This window comes from Streptomyces sp. NPDC002676 (assembly GCF_053592455.1).
Genome location: NZ_JBSFVT010000002.1, coordinates 571757 through 589427 on the forward strand (window position 1 = coordinate 571757; position 17671 = coordinate 589427).

Consider the following 17671-nt stretch of genomic DNA (forward strand, 5'->3'; position numbering starts at 1 on the left):
ACCGTCCGCAGGGAGACGGCGGCCCCTCCTGGTGTCATGGTGAGGGTATGCGCAAGGCGACCGCGGCTCTCGGCAGCGCCCTGTTCCTCGTCCTCGTCTCGGGCAGCGTGTCCGTGCTGGTGCCCTACTGGCTGACGGGCGGCTGGCAGGCCGGGCACTGGTGGCTGCCACTGCGGCTGCTCGGGCTGCTGCCCCTGGCCGCCGGGGCGGCGGTGATCCTGGATTCCTTCGCCCGGTTCGCGCTGGAGGGCCTCGGCACCCCGTCGCCGGTGGCGCCGCCCGAGCGGCTGGTGGTGAGCGGGCCGTACCGGTTCGTGCGCAACCCGATCTACCTCGCCGTGGCCGCCGTGCTCTGCGGCCAGGGCCTGCTGCTCGCCCGCCCGGTGCTGTTCGCCTACGCCGCCGGCCTCTTGGCGCTCACCTGGGTCTTCGTGCGCTGGGACGAGGAGCCGCGGCTGCTGCGCCGGTTCGGCGCGGACTACGCTCACTACCGGCGGGCCGTACCGGGCTGGCTGCCCCGGCGCACGCCCTGGCGCGGTGCGTGAGCCGATCGCGCCGGACTCCCGGCCGGCCGCGACGGGGGCTCCTCGCCCTGGCCGTCGCTCCGACTGTCACTCCGGTTGTCGCTCTGCGCAGCCATCGCTGCCGCTGTCACGCGACACGAGTCAATGGCATACGCCGCGCAAACGGTCTGTTTTTCGCCGCTCCCCGGGTCGGCCCCCCACGGGCCTGCCCGGGGAGCGGCTGTTTACCGGAAACCGACGGGAGGCCCCACTCCGCCCGCCAGTCCCGGTGCGAGATCGCAGGTTCCCCGCCTCCAGGGGGCCGCACTCCCCATTCGCGGGCCTGATCCGGCACAACGGTGGACCATGCGATCCCGGGCTCTCAGAACGCGAAGACGCTGCCGCCGGCCGCGTCCCGCATGCAGGAGTTGCCGAAGACACGCTCGAAGTTGACGCGCTGTCCCTGCCACACGCCCTGGACCGTGACGACCACGGGGTCGTACAGCTTCGTGCACCACACGTCGGGGGCCGGCTTCAGAGCGTTGAAGTCGCCGCCCACGCCGCGCAGTTCAGCGCAGGCCTGGGTCGCGGCCGGGTGGGTGCCGGAGGCTGTAGGGGCGCAGTTGAGGGTGACGGCGCGCTCGGGTGTGGCCGTGGCCACGCTGGCGCCGTGGCCGGTGGTGAGCACCAGCGCCGAGGGGGCGTAGAGCGAGGCCGGGGCGGCGCCCGGTGCAGCGACGGCGGCCCCGGTCAGGGGTCCGCAGACGGCGGCGGCCGTGAGGCCGAGGCTCGCTGCCCAGCGCGCGGTGGTCCGCATTGTATGCATCCTTCCGCTCGAAACTACGGGGTGCCGGCTCCAGCTCGGTCGGTGCCGGAGCGGCGAGCGCCACTCTGCCGAGTCCGCCGCCGAAACACACATCCAACCCATCGATTTCAGTAACCTTGCGTATTGAAACAGTGGCGTGAAGTTACGGAAATCGAACGCCAACTCCGCACAGTTGAGCGGTTCTTGATCGAGGGATGCGGCCGATTGGCCGAAAAACACCGCCTCGTTAATCGTCCTGAAACATTCCGGCTCCGCCCCCGGTGAACCCCTTGGTGACCCCTTGTGTTCATGCTGCGGTCGGGGTAATCGTGATTACATGATTACGACAGAGCAGCAAGAGAAGCTGCGCGGCTGGTTCTCCGGACGGCTTCCGGACGACCTGTTCACGGAGCTGGTCGAGGTGGCGGTCGACCGCGAGGAGATCACCGTGATCGGGCGCATCCCCGAGCCGCGGCTCGCCGAGGACGTCTCGGACGCCGAGCGGGAGGCCGCCGTGGGGGCCCGGATCCAGGACTTCCGGGAACGCACCCGGGAGGCCCGGATGGAGGTGGCCCGCGAGGCCGAGCACCGGTTCCGCCGGAAGGTGTCGTGGGGCGTGGTGTGCGGCACCGAGCGGGCCCTGTTCACGCATCTGGCGGCGCCGGTGATGACCCGGCTGCGGCAGCCCGAGCGGCAGGTCCTGGACACCCTCGTCGCCGGGGGCGTCGCGCGCAGCCGCAGCGACGCTCTGGCCTGGTGCGTACGGCTGGTACAGCGTCACGCGGACGACTGGCTCGCCGAGTTGCGCGAGTCGCTCGAACATGTCCAGCGGGTCCGGGCACAGGGACCCGACGCACCCGACACCCAGGGACAGGAGGCACCGGCGGACGAGGAGTGAGGAACAGCGCGGAAGCCCCGTGGACAGCCCCGTACCTACCCATCAGTATCGTCGGGCGGCAGCGCGATGCGGCGACGAGCGGCGGGAGGCACGGATGGCGAAGCACTGGGGCGACTTCCAGTACGAGATCTATCTGAACGGGATGACAGGCGCCGTGCCCCGGCTGCCCACCGACCTCACCCGGCTGGAGGAACTGGCCGCCCACCGGCTCCAGCCCGGCCCGATGGGGTACGTGGCGGGCAGCGCGGGCGACGGCAGCACGGCCCGCGCCAACCGGGCAGCTCTGGCCCGGCGCCGGATCGTGCCGCGCATGCTGCGGGCCGTGGCCGAGCGGGACCTGTCCACCGAGGTGCTCGGGCGGGCCCTGCCGGCCCCGCTGGCGCTCGCTCCGGTGGGCACGATCTCGATCATGCATCCGGACGCCGAGTCGGCCGTCGCCCGGGCCGCTGCCGCGCAGGGCGTGCCGTACATCCTGTCGTCCGCCTCCAGCACACCGATGGAGCAGGTGGCGGAGGCGATGGGGGACGGCGAGCGGTGGTTCCAGCTGTACTGGGGCAAGGACCGGGAGGTGACCCGGAGTTTCCTCACCCGGGCGAAGGCCGCCGGGTACACGGTGCTGGTCGTCACCCTGGACACCCCGATGCTTGCCTGGCGGCCCCGCGACCTCGACCAGGCGTACCTGCCGTTCCTGCACGGGGTGGGCACCGCCAACTACTTCACCGACCCGGCGTTCCAGGCGGGCCTGGCCAAGCCCGTGCAGGAGGATCCGGCCGCGGCGGTACGGCACTTCCTCGGTCTGTTCGGGGACGCGAGCCACACCTGGCCGGACCTGGCCTTCCTGCGGGAGCACTGGGACGGCCCGATCGTCCTCAAGGGCGTCCTGCACCCGGACGACGCCCGGCTCGCCGCGGACGCCGGGGTCGACGGGGTGGTCGTCTCCAACCACGGTGGCAGGCAGGTGGCGGGTTCCGTCGCGGCGGCCGACGCGCTGCCCCGGGTCGCGGACGCGGTCGGCGACCGTCTCACTGTGCTGTTCGACAGCGGCGTACGCACCGGCGACGACGTGTTCAAGGCGCTCGCGCTCGGCGCGCGGGCGGTGCTGCTGGGGCGGCCGTACGTGTACGGGCTCGGCCTGGACGGGCAGGCGGGCGTCGAACACGTCATCCGGTGCCTGCTCGCCGAGTTCGACCTGACCCTCGCCCTGTCCGGACACGCCACGCCGGCCGGCATCACCGCGGACGACCTCGTCGTCGACCCGGCCTGAGCCCTGCCCGCGTCCTGCCGGGCCGTGCCACGAGGGCCCGGCAGGACGCAGTGGGTACCGCCAGGTGCCGTAACCGGCCTAGGCCCTGTCGTCAAATTCCCGCCTGCCCCGCGCGTCTGGCAAGCACTCCCCCAGGGGGGCACCCCCAGCCGCGTTGCCGGAGCGCCCACGTGACTCCTCCCCCGCGCTCGAACACGCTCGCGCGGGGGCACCCCCATCGAGGCCGCTCCGGCGCCTTGCGATCGCACGCACCACACGCCGCGCGGCCCGCCCTCCGGGCGGACGACGGGAATTTGACGGCAGGACCTACGTGCCCTGCCCGGACAGCCGCGCCGGCTCGGCGGAGGGCCCGGCGCTGCCCGCGATCGACAGCGAGCCGCGGGCGGCCGAAGGCCCGTCGGTCAGCCAGCGCTGCGCGGTCGAGCGGTCGCGGACCTTGACGACCAGGTCGGTGCCGGGGTCCTTCCCGGCCGGGGCCAGGGCCAGCCTCTCGTCCCAGCGGGGCAGCAACTCGCCGTGCACGGTGAGGTCGTAGCGCACGTCGTCGCTCCGTTTGCTGCCCGCGGCGGCACAGCTGCCGAGGATCACCACCCCGGCGTCGGCGTGCGAGTCCAGGCACAGCCGGGAGTCGGCGGCACTGCGCAGCAGCCCGTCGGCCTCGTACGTCCACTGCTGCGTCCCGGCCGAGGAGCAGGCGGCGAGGATCGCGCCCGCGCCGGCCGCGGGTTTGCCCGCGATGTCCAGGCAGAGACCCGCGTCGGCGTTGCGCAGCCGGGTCGGGCGACCGGCGACGGGCAGTCCCGTGGTCGCGGCGGCGGGCGGAGACGAGGAGGCGTTGCCCGGCACGGCGCTCGTGGAGGCGACAGGGCCGGTACCGTGGCCGCCCTCCGGCCACACGCTGATCGCCACGACCGTCGCGAGCAGCGCGACCGAGGCGACGCCGACCGTGGCGAGGAGCACCGGTGACGACCGGGCGGCGCCGGGTGCGCGGCGCACGAGCGTTGGGATCAGCGCGAGCGGCCCACGGTCCGGGCCGCCGTGCCGGCGGGCGCCGCGCAGGGCCGTACCGGACAAGGCCGTACGGGCGAGCAGCCCGGGTCTTCCGCCGCCGCGCCGGCGTCCGCCGGAGCTACGGGTGCCGCCGCGGGCGCGGACGGGTTCCGGGCCGCGGCGGCCGGGGCGCGAGTCGAGATAGCGGCGGGCTCCCCAGCCGAGGACGGCTTCGGCGAGGAGCACGCCCGGACCGGCCTCGGCCTGGCCGAGCTGCTCGGCGGCGTGCCGGCAGTACGGGCAGGCGGCGAGGTGCTGCCGGACGTCGGGCAGCAGGCCGCCCCCGCGCCGGATCGGGACGTCGAGAAGGCGGTTGTAGTAGCGGCAGTCCTTGGTGGGCGCGAGTTCCCGGTGAGCGCGGACGAGGCCTTCCCGGAATCCGTCCCGGGCCTGTTCGAGTGTGGCCGCCGCGGTGTCGGTGTCCATGCCGAGCAGCTCCGCGGGGACGTTTATCGGCTCGGCATCCACCTCGGTGTGCCACAGCAGAGTCTGCTCCAGCCGGGGAAGAGCGTGAAATGAGTGTTCGGACAGGGCGCGGTTTTCCGGTATCAGGGACTTCGCCGCGCGCATACCGCGTCCCCCGGCCGGTTTCTGAAGTCCGGGCAGAACAGCGGCTATTCGTTCGGTCCCGGACCAGTTGACGACCGTGTCCCGGACGGTCACCAGCAGTCGGGGCCGGAGCGCCTCGGCGGGTTCGCCGAGCGCGAGGCGGCCCAGGACCTGGTGGAAGGCGTCGGCGCTGACCATGTGGGCCAGGGGGCCGGGCGTGGCCAGGCAGATGACGGCGTAGTCCTGCGCGGACCGCCAGTGCCGGGCCATCAGCAGGGCGGCGGACCGGGAGGCCTCCGCGTCGGAGCCGGCGCGCAGTGGGCCGGCGAGGGATTCATCGGATTCCCCGCGTTCTCCGCCGGGCGGCGGATAGGGGGGACGAGGGGGGTGGGGGGTGGACACTGAGCGGATTCCTTTGGTGCGGGTGACGTACGTCGGTGCTTTGGCACATACCTATGGGTGCGTACGGGGAGCGGGAATTCACGGGCTTGCCGCCGGTCCGATTGGTCAACTGCCGAAAGAAGCCCGGACTTTACCCCCGCACGGGCGTGGCAACCCTTGCACAACTTCCACATGAGCAACAAGAGAGCCGTACGACATCGGCCTTGTTGAAAGAAAGTCAGAATGCGGCGGGGGCGGGCTGGTCGGAGCGGTCGGCTTTCTGTTTCTCCCGTGCCCCGTGTGAAGAACCGCCCCCGGCCGACGGCCCAGGCGGCTTCCCCCGCCGGCCGGCTGGTGTCGCAACTGTCGGATGTGTCTCTGCCAGAGCTGTGATCTGTCAGATCTGCCAGAGCTGTGATCTGTCAGATCTGCCAGGAGCGGAGCCGGTCGGCCGCGCCGTAGACATCGGCCTTGCCGGACATCAGGTCGCGGGCGAGGTCGACGAGGGCGCCGTAGGGCGGGTCGATGCCGACGCCGCTGACGAACATGTAGGCCACGGCGGTCGCGCAGGCGAACCGGGCGTTGGCCGCGGGCAGCGGCTTGAGCACGGCGAGGGTGTGCAGCAGCGCGGCGGCCCGCCAGGCGGGGTCGGAGTCCACTCCGAGCCGGGGCGGGTCGACACGGTGCCGGGCGACGGCGGCGACCAGCGCGGAGAAGTCGTCGACCGTGGGCTGGTCGGGCAGGACCTCCTCGTGGCGCTGGAGCAGCCAGGGGACGTCGATATGGATGATGGAGGGCATAGCTCAGGCGGCCTCGCCGTCGGCGGGGGACTCGTCGTCCGGGAACGCGGCGGCGAACTCCTCGGCGTGGGCGGTGAAGAAGCTGCGGAACGCCTCGGCACCCTCCTGCAGCGCCCGGTGCCGGGCGATGTCGGCGGCTGCCGCCTCGCGCACGAGGGCCTTCATCGACGTACCGCGCTCCTTGGCGATCTGCCGCAGGTCCTCTAGTTCGCGTTCGCTGAACTCCACGTTGAGAGCTGGCATGCCCCTCACGGTACCGTGCGGGTACTTACCCGTAAATATCACCAGGTCAAGCGCTACTTTTACCGGTACCTGCCAGAGTGGGCGGCGAGCCGAGCGTCCTGTCCGATTCCCGCCGGTGACCGTTGCCCCGGCGCAGCAGACTCGACCTCATGGACAAGCTGATGGACGCGCCCCCGATGAACAAGCCGGACGAGGCCCGCCGCCGCGCCGCCCGTACCGACTGGACCGCGCTCGCGGCCGAGCTGGACGAGCACGGCTGCGCGTCCACGGGCCCGCTGCTGACGCCGGCCGAATGCGCCGGCCTGGCCGCCCTCTACGACGCACCCGAGCTGTTCCGTACGACGGTCGACCTGGCCCGGCACCGGTTCGGCTCCGGCGAGTACCGCTACTTCACGCACGACCTGCCCGCCCCGGTGGCCGCGCTGCGCGCCGCGCTCTACCCGCGCCTGCTGCCGGTCGCCCGGGACTGGGCGGCCCGCCTGGACCGCCCGGCCCCCTGGCCGGACACGCTGGAGGAGTGGCTGGAGCGCTGCCATGCCGCCGGGCAGGACCGCTCGGCGCAGATCCTGCTCTCCTACGGCCCAGGCGACTGGAACGCCCTGCACCGGGACCTGTTCGGCGAGCTGGTCTTCCCGCTCCAGGTGGTGATCGCCCTGGACGCGTACGGCACCGACTACACCGGCGGCGAGTTCCTGCTGGTGGAGCAGCGCCCACGCGCCCAGTCCCGGGGCACGGCGAGCGTCCTGCGCCAGGGCCACGGTCTGGTGTTCACCACCCGGGACCGCCCCGTGCGCACCCGGCGGGGCTGGTCGGCCGGGGCGGTGCGGCACGGGGTGAGCACGGTGCGGTCCGGGCGACGGCGCACCCTGGGGCTGGTCTTCCACGACGCCACGTGATCGCGCCGGACACCCGGCGACCCTGCCGCCCATCAGGATCCAGAAGCACTCACAACTGATCGTGAGCGAACAGATTCTGACGGCTCGCCAACACGATCGTCAGGCGTCCGGAAGTGGCTGCCCGGCTCCGGCGGAAGATCGGCGGGAATTCCCCCTTGACCATGACCGACGTACCAGTCATGTCATCGGGGGTCACCGTTCACGCCGGCGTCCGACGCACTACGCTGGAACACGAGTGGTACAGCCTGTTCACTGTGAGTGTGCGCTTGGGAGCGGCGACGATGAGCCGGGTCTATCCGTTCGACGATGCGGCTACGGCCCGGGCTGTCATTGACGACGACGGAACCCTGGTGGAGTGGAACGAGGGGGCCCGGCGCCTGCTCGGTCACGCGCCCGAGACCGTCCTGGGCCGCCCCGCCACCGAACTGCTCGCCGAAGACGGCACTCCGCCCGTGCCCGGCGGCGCCCGCTGGGCCGGAACGGTCGAATTGCGCCACCGGGACGGCCGTACGGTCTCGGTGTGGCTGCTCGCGCACCACCGCCCGGCGCACGACGGCCGGCCCGGCGACTGGCTGGTGGTCACCCCGCTGACCGGCACCGAACCGGCCGAGCCGGACGACCCGCTGACCGCGGCGGGCCTGACCCAGTCGCCGTGTGCCGTCGCCGTGTACGACGCCGAGCTGCGGCTGCGACGGATGAACGCCGCGATGGCCGAGGTCTACGGCCTGCCCGAGGAACGGGTGCGGGGCCTCAGGCTCGCGGAGATCGGCGGCCGGCCGCAGAGCGAGGAGCTGGAGCGGAGCATGCTCCGGGTGCTGAACACCGGGCTTCCGCTGGACGCCCAGACCTTCACGCACACCTCCGGCGAGGACCCGGCGGACGCCTGGCTCGCCCGGATCGCACCGGTCAGGGACGCCGAGGGCCGGGTGCGGGGCGTGTGCCTGGCCGCGCACGACGTCACCGACATCTACCGGGCCCGGCAACGCCTGCAGCTGGTGAACGAGGCGAGCATCCGCATCGGCTCCACCCTGGACGTCACCCGCACGGCGGAGGAACTGGCGGACGTGTGCGTGCCCGCGCTCGCCGACTTCGTCACGATCGACCTGCTCGACCCGGAGGAGAACGGCAGCGAGCCCCCGGCCCGCCTCACGGCGCCGGTCCGACTGCGGCGGACCGCCCACCAGTCCGTCCTGCCGGGCGTGCCCGAGGCGGTGACCGAGCCGGGCCGGATCGAGATCTACCCCGACTTCTCCCCGCAGGCGCACTCGGTCACCACGGGCCGGACGATCACCGCCTCCGTGGCCGCGGGCGACATGGACCAGTGGCTGGACTGGAACGCCCCGCGCTCCGAGAAGGTGCGGCAGTTCGGCGTCCACTCCTCGATGTCGGTGCCGATCCAGGCGCGCGGGCTGACCCTCGGCGTCGCGGTGCTCACCCGGCACCGGCGCCCGGACGGGTTCACCGCGGACGACGCCATGCTCGCCGAGGAGATCACCGCGCGGGCCGCCGTCTGCATCGACAACGCCCGCCGCTACTCGCGCGAGCGGGAGACCGCCCTCGCGCTCCAGCGCAGCCTGCTGCCCCGCTCGCTCCCCCGCACCGCGGCCCTGGAGGCCGCCTCCCGCTATCTGCCGGCGGCCCGGGCCGGAGTGGGCGGCGACTGGTTCGACGTGATCCCCTTGTCCGGGATGCGGGTCGCCATGGTCGTCGGGGACGTCGTGGGGCACGGCATCCAGGCCTCGGCCACCATGGGCCGGCTGCGCACCGCCGTACGCACCCTCGCCGACATCGACCTCGCCCCGGACGAACTGCTCACGCACCTGGACGACCTGGTGGTCCGGCTGTCGGAGGAGTCCGGCCACGACGCCAGCACCGGCGAGGTCGGCGCGACCTGTCTGTACGCGGTCTACGACCCGGTGTCCCGGCGCTGCACCCTGTCCCGGGCCGGGCATCCGCCGCCGGTGCTGCTGCGGCCGGGCGGCCGGCCCCAACGGCTCGACCTGCCCGCCGGTCCCCCGCTGGGCCTCGGCGGACTCCCCTTCGAGTCGACCGAGGTGGACCTGCCCGAGGGCACCGTGCTCGCCCTGTACACCGACGGCCTGGTGGTGTCCCGGGACCGGGACGGGGACGCCGGCCGTGAGCTGCTGTGCCGGGCGCTCGGGGGAACGGTGGGCGCCCTGGACGAGACCTGCGACGGCATCCTGCACGCCCTGCTGCCGTCGGGCGGCGCCCCCGACGACGTGGCCCTGCTGCTGGCCCGCACCCACGGCCTGCCGGCCTCGCAGGTGACGACCTGGGACATCCCCGCCGACCCGGCGCTGGTCGCGCCGATCCGCAAACAGGTCGTGGGCCAGCTGGACACCTGGGGGCTGAGCGAGGCCGGGTTCACGACGGAGCTGGTGGTCAGCGAGCTGGTCACCAACGCGATCCGGTACGGCGCCCGCCCGATCCGGCTGCGGCTGATCCACGACGCGGACACGCTGATCTGCGAGGTGTCCGACACCAGCCACACCGCCCCGCACCTGCGCCGGGCCAAGACCTTCGACGAGGGCGGTCGGGGCCTGCTGCTGGTCGCCCAGCTCACCCAGCGCTGGGGCAGCCGGCACACCGCGGAGGGCAAGACGATCTGGGCGGAGATCGCCCTGTTCGAGGAGGCGTAGGCCGGACCCGTTGCGAGGAGTCCTGCGTCAGGACCGGTGGGTCAGCCGGCCGTGAGCCAGGGCCGGACCTGTTTACGGGCCTCGTGCAGCCGGGACTTGAGGGTGCCGAGCGGGATGCCGAGGCGCTCGGCGACCTCGGCGTACTCCAGCTGGCAGATGTCCCGGTAGACCAGCGGCGCGACCAGCTGCGGGTGTTCCCGCTCCAGCCGGTCCAGCGCCTCCAGCAGGTCGACGCGGGAGCCCGCGATGACGCTGGTGGTGCGCGGGTCGACGTGTGCGGCCGGCTCGATGGCGGCGGGCTGCTCGGCGGCCCGCCGTTTCAGCTCGCGGTACTTCTGCCGGCAGCAGTTGGCGACCACGGTGTACAGCCAGGTGCCGAAGCGGCTGCGGCCCTCGAAGGCGGTGATGTACCGGGCCACCTGGAACAGCACGTCCTGGGCGGCCTCCTCCGCGTCCTCGCGGCACGGCAGGAAGCGTCCGCAGCGGCGTACGACCTCGGGCCGGATGTCGGTCAGCAGCCGGTCCAGAGCAGCGCTGTCGCCCGCGGCGGCCCGCCGGGCGAGGTCTTCCAACGGCGCCGGGTCGTGCACGGAAGGGTCCCCCTCGAAGTCGATCTCAGGGCAGGCATGATAGTCGTATGCACCCCCTGGAGCGGATCGGCCGCTATCGTCTCGAACGGCGCCTGGGCACCGGCGCCTTCGCCACGGTCTGGCTCGCCCACGACGACGAACTCGAGGCCCCGGTGGCCGTGAAGGTCCTCGCCGAGAACTGGGCGCACCGGCTCGACATCCGGGAGCGCTTCCTGTCCGAGGCGCGGCTGCTGCGCAGGGCGGGCTCCAGCCGGGTGGTGCAGGTCTACGACATCGGTGAACTCCCCGACGGCAGGCCGTACTTCGTGATGGAGTACGCCGACGGCGGCACCCTCGCCGATCTGCTGGCGGCCGGTCCGCTGCCGGTCCCGGAGGCGCTGCGGCTGACGGCACTGGCCGCGCGCAGCGCCGCCGCGCTGCACGAGGCGGGCATCGTGCACCGGGACATCAAGCCGACCAACGTGCTGCTGCACACCGCGCCCGACGGCGGGCGGCGGGTGCTGCTGGCCGATCTGGGGCTGGCCAAGAGCCTTGCGCAGGCCTCGGTGCTCACGCTGGCGGCGGGCTCGGCGGGGTACCGGCCGCCGGAGCAGGCCGAGCCCGGGGCGGGCATCGACGAGCGGGCCGACGTCTACAGCCTGGGCGCGGTCGGCTACGAGCTGGTCACCGGCACCGTGCCGGGCCCGCCCGGGAAGGTCGTACCGCCCACGCGGCTGCGGCCGGAGCTCGGCGAGGACGTGGAGCGGGCGCTGCTGCGCGCGCTGGAGCCGGACCGGGCGCGCCGCTGGCCCGGTGCTCAGGTGTTGGCGGACGAGCTGGACCGGCTGGCGGCGGGCCCGGTCGCGCGGAGCCGGAGGCGGCTGGACTCCGTCCGCGGGAGGCTCAACACCGTGACCCTGGCCCTCGCCGCGGTGCTGGCCGCGGGGGCCGCCGCGGTGACGGTGACCATGCTGGCCAACCGGCCCGGCACGGCGGACGGGACACGCGTGTCGGACTCCACCGGCCGGGTGGTCGCCGAGGTCCCGGCCGACTGGGGCCACACCCTGCGCGCCTCCGGCTGGAACCCGGGCACGCTCGGGCTGCGGGCCGGGCACGAGCCGGGTCTGGTGGTCGCCGACGACCTCGCGCGATGGCCGGACCTGAAGGCCTCGGTCGACGGCGTGTTCATCGGGGTCAGCGAACACGGCGACCTCACCGCCCGGGTCAAGGCCCTCGCCCACTCCGCCTGCCGCTACTCCGGCAGCCGCACCTTCGCCGACGCCCACTGGCGCGGCCTGGTCCGCGCCTGGAGCGGCTGCCCCGACGGCGGCTCGGTGACGGAGTCCGCCCTGAATCCGGCGAGCGGCGCCAAGCAGCCGCAGGTGTACGTGCAGGTGCGCCAGCAGGGTGCGGGCGACGCGACCGAAGCCGTACTCCGCTCGCTGCGGGTGAGCTGACGCGCCAGGGGTGACGTCACGCGCAAGGGTGGCGTCCGTCGGTCAAGGCGGGGGAAAGAACCCTGGGTGTGGCGAACTTTTCCGTCGGCTCGCGCATCGGAGTGTCATGACGGCGCGCTCGGCGCCGCAGGCACGCGGACCGCGTGTGCCGTGAAGATCCAGGAGTGTTGAGCGACATGGTGTACACACCCCCGTCCGTACGGCGCGGGGCCCTGCTGGTGAGCGCGGTCGCCGTGCTGGGCCTGCTGACCGGCTGCGGCAAAAGCTCCGACGTCCGCAACGGCCCCATGGAAACGGCACCAGGCACAGCGGCACCCGCCACCGAGACCACCAAGAGCCCGGCCTCCGCCACGTCCGCCCCGGCGGCCGGTACGGCCTCGTCCTCGGCCACCGCCGCCGCCTCCGCCGGCACGGCAGGAGCCTCCTCGGGCGGCCGTACGACCACCCCGGCGACGGGCACGGGCACCCGCTGCCACACCTCCGAGCTGCGCGCCTCCGTGGGCCGTAACGACCCGGGCGCCGGCCAGGAGAACTTCCCCGTCGTGCTGACCAACGCCTCCGCCCGCACCTGCACCGTGCGCGGCTACCCGGGCGCGGCCTTCGTCAGCGCCTCCGGCGCCCAGCTCGGCCCCGACCCCAGGCGTGAGTCGGGCTCGCCGGTGACCGTCACGCTCAGGCCCGGCCAGAGCGCCTGGGCGGGGCTCACCTTCTCCAACCCCGGGATCAGCGGCGCGAAGACGGCCACCCCGGCCGCCCTGCTGGTCACCCCGCCGGACGAGCGGGACCAGCTGAAGGTGGCATGGTCGGCCGGACCGGTCCCGGTCTCCGGCAACTCGTCCTCCGTCTCCCTGACGGTGTTCAGCCCCGGCACCGGCCCCTGAGCCACCGCGCCTCCCAGGGGGTGTCTTCTGGATCTTGCCGGCGTCGCGGGGTCTGGCACGCACATCTGCGGCGTTGTCGTCGGTTGCCGACGCTCCCCCACGCTCGAATGCGCTCGCGCGGGGGGACCCCCATCGTCGGCGCCCTCCTCCGCCTTGCAGCTGCACGCACCAGACCCCGCTCGGCTCAGTGAGAAGACACCGTCGGCTCCAGCCGACCTGATCCAGAAGACACCCCCTGGACCCCGCTGTCGGACTCCGGCAGCGGGGTTCGTCATGACCGCGCCACAACTGTCACAGGAAGGCAACAGGCACCGCCGGCCGCGATCTTTCCGCCGCTCCCGTTCATCGAACCCCGTCGACCGCACAGCAAGAAGGCCCCGCACGGGGTCGTGACGAGGAAATCGGGGACAACGATGAACGGCTTCTCACGCAGGCGTGTGCTGACGGCCGGAGCGGCGGCGGGCGCCCTCGGCGCCCTGTCCGCCTGCTCCTCCGGCGGCGGACTGCGGGTCGACGGGCCCGCCGCGGCGGACGGCACGGGCACCGCGCAGGCCCGGCCGGTCCGGCTGATCGGCGACGGCTCCACCGCCGACACCGGCGCGCAGCCGCACCAGCCGGTGCCGGACCGGCTGAAGCAGGGACAGCGGCCCCCGCAGTTCGTGGTGTTCTCGTGGGACGGCGCGGGCGAGGTGAGCAACCAGCTGTTCTCCCGGTTCCGCAAGGTGGCCGCAGACCACGGCGCGAAGATGACGTTCTTCCTCAGCGGCATCTACACGCTTCCGGAGTCCAAGAAGAACCTGTACCGCCCGCCGCAGCACCCGGTCGGCGCCTCCGCGATCGGCTATCTCGCCGACCGGCACATCCACGCCACGCTCCAGCAGGTGCGGGCGGCCTGGCTGGAGGGCCACGAGATCGGCACCCACTTCAACGGGCACTTCTGCGGCGCGACCGGGGTGCGCAACTGGTCCCCGGCCGAGTGGCGCAGCGAGATCGAGCAGGCCGTGGACTTCGTGACGAAGTGGAAGACGAACACGGGCTTCACCGACCTCGAACCGCTGCCCTTCGACTACCGCAAGGAGCTGATCGGCGGACGCACTCCCTGCCTGGAAGGCCAGTCCAACCTGCTGCCCACGGCCGCCGCGCTCGGCTGGAAGTACGACGCCAGCTCCCCGGGCGGCCTGCAGATCTGGCCGGGAAAGGTACAGGGCGGCCGGATCTGGGACTTCCCGCTGCAGTCCATACCCTTCTCCGGGCACTCCTTCCAAGTGCTGTCGATGGACTACAACATGATGTTCAACCAGTCCGCCGGGAACCCCCTGGGCAACCGCTCCCAGTACGACGCCTGGCGCGCCCAGGCCCGCGACACCTATCTGGCCGGATTCCGGCGCGCGTACGAGACCAATCGTGCCCCCTTCTTCATCGGCAACCACTTCGAACGCTGGAACGGCGGCATCTACATGGACGCCGTCGAGGAGGCGATCGGACAGATGGCCGCCCACGACGACGTGCGCTTCGTGTCCTTCAAACAGCTGGTGGCGTGGCTGGAGGCACAGGACCCGGCGGCCCTGCGCAAGCTGCGCACCCTGGCCCCGGGCCAGGCGCCGACGGGCGGCTGGGCGGAGTTCCTGGGCGCCCCGGGCACTCCGTCGTCGTGACGGACAGGGGGCAGCCCGCCCAGCGTGAAAGGCCGCTCAGTGGCCGCTGATCGCGCGCGGGGTGTAGGGCTGCTCCAGTTCCTCGATCTCCTTGTCGCTCAGCTCCAGTTCGACCGCGGCCACCGCGTCCTCGATGTGCTGCGGCCTGGTCGCGCCGACGATGGGCGCGGTCACGGTGTCCTGGTGCAGCAGCCAGGCGAGGGCGACCTGGGCGCTCGGGACGCCGCGGTCCCCGGCGATGCGGGTGACGGCCTCGACGATGGAACGGTCACTGTCCAGGTACAGGCGGCTGCCGAAGTTGTCGCCCGCGCTGCGCTCGGTGACCGTGCCCCAGTCGCGGGTGAGGCGCCCGCGGGCGAGGGGGCTCCACGGCAGCACGCCGACGCCCTGGTCGGCGCAGAGCGGCAGCATCTCCCGCTCCTCCTCGCGGTAGAGGAGGTTGTAGTGGTTCTGCATGGTCACGAACTTGGTCCAGCCGTGCAGCTCCGCCGTGTACTGCGCCTTGGAGAACTCCCAGGCGTACATCGAACTCGCCCCGATGTAGCGCACCTTGCCCGCCTTGACCAGGTCGTGCAGCGCCTCCATCGTCTCCTCGACGGGAGTGGCGTGGTCGTAGCGGTGGATCTGGTAGAGGTCGACGTAGTCGGTGCCGAGGCGGCGCAGACTGTGGTCGATCTCGGTCATGATCGCCTTGCGGGACAGGCCGGCGCCGTTGGGGCCCGGCCGTACCCGGCTGTACACCTTGGTGGCCAGCACGATCTCGTCGCGGTCGGCGTACTCGCGCAGGAGCTTGCCGACGATCTCCTCGCTGGTGCCGTCGGAGTAACTGTTGGCGGTGTCGAAGAAGTTGATGCCCGCCTCCAGCGCCTGCCGGATGAGCGGGCGGGCCGCCTCCTCGTCCAGGGTCCACTCGTGCACGCCTCGGTCGGGCAGGCCGTAGGTCATGCAGCCCAGACAGATCCGCGACACGTCCAGGCCCGTCGAACCGAGCTTCACGTACTGCATCGTTGCTGCTCCCGCCTTCAGGACGATGGTCGTCACCGAGCCTACGACGTCAGCCGCGGCCGATTTGACCGCGACCGTGCGGCGGCGATTTGATCCTGCCCGTGCCCCGCCGCCCGGCGTGCGCAGAAGGGAGCGGGCGTGCCCCCCAAGGGAGTTACCCGTGCACGAGGCCCCGCAGCGGCCGTCGGCGCAGCCGTGCTCGCCGTGGTCCTCGCCGTGTCGACGCTCGCCGGCTGCGATGCGAAGAAGCAGCGGGAGCAGCCGGCTTCGCCGAAGTCCGGCGCGGTGCACCTGCCCCCGCGCCACGCCGGGTTCGACTACCAGATCGGCGGGGCCTATCCCCCGCCCGCCGGCGTCCGCATCGTCAGCCGCGACCGGTCCGACTCCCCCGCGCCCGGCCTGTACAACATCTGCTACGTCAACGCCTTCCAGGCACAGCCGGCCGAGCGCGACGCGTGGCCCGCCGACCTGCTGCTGCGCGACGCGCACGGCAAGGTCGTGATCGACGAGGACTGGAACGAGCCGCTCCTCGACATCGGCACAGCCGCCAAGCGGGAGCGGGTGGCCGAGCGGGTGGACGGGTGGATCGACGGCTGCGCGGCCAAGGGCTTCGACGCCGTCGAGCCCGACAACTACGACAGCTACACCCGCTCCCGGCACCTGCTGACCGCGGCCGATGCCACCACGTTCATCACCTTGCTGTCCCGGCACGCGCACGCCCGGCATCTGGCCATCGCGCAGAAGAACGCCACGGAACTGGCCGGGCAGCGCGCGCGGACGGGTCTGGACTTCGCGGTGGCGGAGGAGTGCGGGCAGTACGACGAGTGCGAGGTGTACGCGAAGGCCTTCGACGACCGGGTCGTGGACATCGAGTACACCGACAGTGGACTGCGCAAGGCCGTCGCCCGTTGGGGCGGTCGGCTGAGCATCGTCCGCCGGGACGTCGAGGTCTCCACACCGGGCAGCTCGGGCTACGTCCGCAAGGCGCCCTGACGCCCACGCGTCATGCGCCCGCCTCCGCCACGGTGATGGCGCTCACCGGGCAGCCGCGCACGGCCTCCTTGACCATCGGGTCACCCGCGCCGTCCTCGCGGCCCGGGAGCAGCATGCTGTAGCCGTCGTCGTCCTGGGTGAATACGCCCGGGGCGGTCAGCGCGCACAAACCCGCTCCGATACAGACGTCCTTGTCGATGTCGATACGCATGACCAGAGCCTCTTACCAGCTCACGGGGAGTTCCAGCATCCCCTGGGTCGTGTCGCCGGACAGGCGCTCGTCGGCGAGCGGCGCGCTGGCGCAGGAGACGCGTCGTGACGAGCTTCCGCGATTCCTCGTGGGGCAATGGCCCCCCGGCCGCGGGGATCCGTGGTACGGATGATCCGGAGCGCCACCGGCGTTGCAGCCGGGTGCGCGACAGCCGTGGGACCGACGAAGGGGACGGAAGCCATGCCTCTTGAGGGCGAATACGAGCCCAGCCCGACGCAGTGGGTGCGCGAGCAGGTCGAGCTGTACGAGAGTTCCGGCGGGACGAAGGGGACGACCCTGCTCGACACCGGGCTGCCGGTGATCCTGCTGACGACCCGGGGAGCCCAGAGCGGGAAGATCCGCAAGACGCCGCTGATGCGCGTGGAGCACGAGGGCAGGTACGCGGCCGTCGCCTCGCTCGGCGGCGCGCCCAAGCACCCCGTCTGGTACTTCAACGTCAGGTCGGAGCCGCACGTCGAGCTGCAGGACGGGCCGGTCAAGCAGGACATGCGGGCTCGCGAGGTCACCGGCGCGGAGAAGGCCGAGTGGTGGGAGCGGGCCGTGGCCGCGTTCCCGCCGTACGCCGAGTACCAGGAGAAGACCTCGCGGGAGATCCCGGTCTTCGTGCTGGAGCCGTTCGACGGCGCCTGAGCGGGCCTCCACGGGGGTTGGTTCCGGCCGGGCAGCGACCTTTTTTAGAAAAATCTGCGCCCGGGACGCATGAACCGGCTTCGGGGCGGGCACGCGTGCGTCAGGCCCCGCCGCGTTCCCCCGTCGCGGCGGGGCCTTCCCGTGCCCGCCGCGACGGACGA

General features: G+C 72.6%; 17 protein-coding genes. 10 read left to right on the forward strand and 7 right to left on the reverse strand.

All coding sequences use genetic code 11. The features are described from left to right. Positions 1-47 precede the first annotated feature (47 nt). A complete protein-coding gene (locus ACWD3E_RS09685; RefSeq protein WP_451386991.1) occupies positions 48-545 on the forward strand; it encodes a methyltransferase family protein in 498 nt (165 codons plus the stop codon). A 340-nt stretch (positions 546-885) separates the two neighbouring features. On the opposite strand, the gene ACWD3E_RS09690 is transcribed toward ACWD3E_RS09685, so the two are convergent. After that, positions 886-1320, reverse strand: coding sequence for a subtilase-type protease inhibitor (locus tag ACWD3E_RS09690; protein WP_451386992.1), 435 nt, complete (start codon positions 1318-1320; stop codon positions 886-888). A gap of 325 nt (positions 1321-1645) precedes the next feature. Here ACWD3E_RS09690 and ACWD3E_RS09695 point away from each other — a divergent pair, with 325 nt between their 5' ends. Both ACWD3E_RS09695 and ACWD3E_RS09700 read left to right on the forward strand, forming a co-directional pair. After that, positions 1646-2206, forward strand: coding sequence for a hypothetical protein (locus tag ACWD3E_RS09695; protein ID WP_451386993.1), 561 nt, complete (start codon positions 1646-1648; stop codon positions 2204-2206). A 94-nt stretch (positions 2207-2300) separates the two neighbouring features. Continuing rightward, entirely contained in the window at positions 2301-3470 is a 1170-nt protein-coding gene (locus ACWD3E_RS09700; RefSeq protein ID WP_451386994.1) for a lactate 2-monooxygenase, read from the forward strand. Between the two features lie 306 nt (positions 3471-3776). Here the strand turns inward: ACWD3E_RS09700 and ACWD3E_RS09705 are convergent, their stop codons facing one another. The 3 genes from ACWD3E_RS09705 to ACWD3E_RS09715 all read right to left on the reverse strand — a co-directional run bounded on the left by ACWD3E_RS09705 (position 3777) and on the right by ACWD3E_RS09715 (position 6493). Beyond that, positions 3777-5471 (reverse strand): RICIN domain-containing protein, encoded by a 1695-nt coding sequence (locus ACWD3E_RS09705; RefSeq protein WP_451386995.1) that lies wholly within the window; start codon positions 5469-5471, stop codon positions 3777-3779. Between the two features lie 401 nt (positions 5472-5872). Beyond that, on the reverse strand, positions 5873-6250 hold the full coding sequence (locus ACWD3E_RS09710) for a toxin Doc (protein WP_451350833.1): 378 nt from the start codon (positions 6248-6250) through the stop codon (positions 5873-5875). 3 nt (positions 6251-6253) lie between these two features. Beyond that, entirely contained in the window at positions 6254-6493 is a 240-nt protein-coding gene (locus ACWD3E_RS09715; protein WP_451350834.1) for a hypothetical protein, read from the reverse strand. Positions 6494-6669: 176 nt separating this feature from the next. Here ACWD3E_RS09715 and ACWD3E_RS09720 point away from each other — a divergent pair, with 176 nt between their 5' ends. Together ACWD3E_RS09720 and ACWD3E_RS09725 are read left to right on the forward strand one after the other, a co-directional pair. Beyond that, complete coding sequence (locus tag ACWD3E_RS09720; RefSeq protein WP_451387126.1) at positions 6670-7389, forward strand: 2OG-Fe(II) oxygenase; 720 nt, start codon at positions 6670-6672, stop codon at positions 7387-7389. 281 nt (positions 7390-7670) lie between these two features. After that, positions 7671-10049, forward strand: coding sequence for a SpoIIE family protein phosphatase (locus ACWD3E_RS09725; protein ID WP_451386996.1), 2379 nt, complete (start codon positions 7671-7673; stop codon positions 10047-10049). Positions 10050-10090: 41 nt separating this feature from the next. Here ACWD3E_RS09725 and ACWD3E_RS09730 read toward each other — a convergent pair whose 3' ends face one another. Beyond that, positions 10091-10639, reverse strand: coding sequence for an RNA polymerase sigma factor (locus ACWD3E_RS09730; protein ID WP_451386997.1), 549 nt, complete (start codon positions 10637-10639; stop codon positions 10091-10093). 47 nt (positions 10640-10686) lie between these two features. Here ACWD3E_RS09730 and ACWD3E_RS09735 point away from each other — a divergent pair, with 47 nt between their 5' ends. From ACWD3E_RS09735 to ACWD3E_RS09745, 3 genes are all read left to right on the forward strand, one after another. After that, complete coding sequence (locus ACWD3E_RS09735) at positions 10687-12075, forward strand: serine/threonine-protein kinase (protein WP_451386998.1); 1389 nt, start codon at positions 10687-10689, stop codon at positions 12073-12075. A 176-nt stretch (positions 12076-12251) separates the two neighbouring features. Continuing rightward, positions 12252-12956, forward strand: coding sequence for a DUF4232 domain-containing protein (locus ACWD3E_RS09740; RefSeq protein ID WP_451386999.1), 705 nt, complete (start codon positions 12252-12254; stop codon positions 12954-12956). A 413-nt stretch (positions 12957-13369) separates the two neighbouring features. Further along, positions 13370-14611 (forward strand): hypothetical protein, encoded by a 1242-nt coding sequence (locus ACWD3E_RS09745; protein ID WP_451387000.1) that lies wholly within the window; start codon positions 13370-13372, stop codon positions 14609-14611. A 36-nt stretch (positions 14612-14647) separates the two neighbouring features. Here the strand turns inward: ACWD3E_RS09745 and ACWD3E_RS09750 are convergent, their stop codons facing one another. Continuing rightward, entirely contained in the window at positions 14648-15616 is a 969-nt protein-coding gene (locus ACWD3E_RS09750) for an aldo/keto reductase (protein ID WP_451387127.1), read from the reverse strand. A gap of 138 nt (positions 15617-15754) precedes the next feature. On the opposite strand from ACWD3E_RS09750, the gene ACWD3E_RS09755 reads away from it, so the two are divergent. Further along, a complete protein-coding gene (locus ACWD3E_RS09755) occupies positions 15755-16609 on the forward strand; it encodes an endo alpha-1,4 polygalactosaminidase (protein ID WP_451387001.1) in 855 nt (284 codons plus the stop codon). A 10-nt stretch (positions 16610-16619) separates the two neighbouring features. Here ACWD3E_RS09755 and ACWD3E_RS09760 read toward each other — a convergent pair whose 3' ends face one another. Further along, complete coding sequence (locus tag ACWD3E_RS09760; protein WP_451387002.1) at positions 16620-16820, reverse strand: ferredoxin; 201 nt, start codon at positions 16818-16820, stop codon at positions 16620-16622. A gap of 240 nt (positions 16821-17060) precedes the next feature. On the opposite strand from ACWD3E_RS09760, the gene ACWD3E_RS09765 reads away from it, so the two are divergent. After that, complete coding sequence (locus ACWD3E_RS09765; protein ID WP_451387003.1) at positions 17061-17510, forward strand: nitroreductase family deazaflavin-dependent oxidoreductase; 450 nt, start codon at positions 17061-17063, stop codon at positions 17508-17510. The last annotated feature ends 161 nt before the right edge of the window (positions 17511-17671 follow it).

What these genes read in the sequence shown, in the direction of transcription:
- ACWD3E_RS09725 (WP_451386996.1), top strand. Translation starts at nt 7,671, where the DNA reads ATGAGCCGGGTCTATCCGTTCGACGATGCGGCTACGGCCCGGGCTGTC.
- ACWD3E_RS09745 (WP_451387000.1), top strand. Translation starts at nt 13,370, where the DNA reads ATGAACGGCTTCTCACGCAGGCGTGTGCTGACGGCCGGAGCGGCGGCG.
- ACWD3E_RS09750 (WP_451387127.1), bottom strand. Translation starts at nt 15,616, where the DNA reads ATGCAGTACGTGAAGCTCGGTTCGACGGGCCTGGACGTGTCGCGGATC.
- ACWD3E_RS09740 (WP_451386999.1), top strand. Translation starts at nt 12,252, where the DNA reads ATGGTGTACACACCCCCGTCCGTACGGCGCGGGGCCCTGCTGGTGAGC.
- ACWD3E_RS09690 (WP_451386992.1), bottom strand. Translation starts at nt 1,320, where the DNA reads ATGCGGACCACCGCGCGCTGGGCAGCGAGCCTCGGCCTCACGGCCGCC.
- ACWD3E_RS09695 (WP_451386993.1), top strand. Translation starts at nt 1,646, where the DNA reads ATGATTACGACAGAGCAGCAAGAGAAGCTGCGCGGCTGGTTCTCCGGA.
- ACWD3E_RS09710 (WP_451350833.1), bottom strand. Translation starts at nt 6,250, where the DNA reads ATGCCCTCCATCATCCATATCGACGTCCCCTGGCTGCTCCAGCGCCAC.
- ACWD3E_RS09700 (WP_451386994.1), top strand. Translation starts at nt 2,301, where the DNA reads ATGGCGAAGCACTGGGGCGACTTCCAGTACGAGATCTATCTGAACGGG.
- ACWD3E_RS09735 (WP_451386998.1), top strand. Translation starts at nt 10,687, where the DNA reads ATGCACCCCCTGGAGCGGATCGGCCGCTATCGTCTCGAACGGCGCCTG.
- ACWD3E_RS09685 (WP_451386991.1), top strand. Translation starts at nt 48, where the DNA reads ATGCGCAAGGCGACCGCGGCTCTCGGCAGCGCCCTGTTCCTCGTCCTC.
- ACWD3E_RS09765 (WP_451387003.1), top strand. Translation starts at nt 17,061, where the DNA reads ATGCCTCTTGAGGGCGAATACGAGCCCAGCCCGACGCAGTGGGTGCGC.
- ACWD3E_RS09760 (WP_451387002.1), bottom strand. Translation starts at nt 16,820, where the DNA reads ATGCGTATCGACATCGACAAGGACGTCTGTATCGGAGCGGGTTTGTGC.
- ACWD3E_RS09720 (WP_451387126.1), top strand. Translation starts at nt 6,670, where the DNA reads ATGAACAAGCCGGACGAGGCCCGCCGCCGCGCCGCCCGTACCGACTGG.
- ACWD3E_RS09715 (WP_451350834.1), bottom strand. Translation starts at nt 6,493, where the DNA reads ATGCCAGCTCTCAACGTGGAGTTCAGCGAACGCGAACTAGAGGACCTG.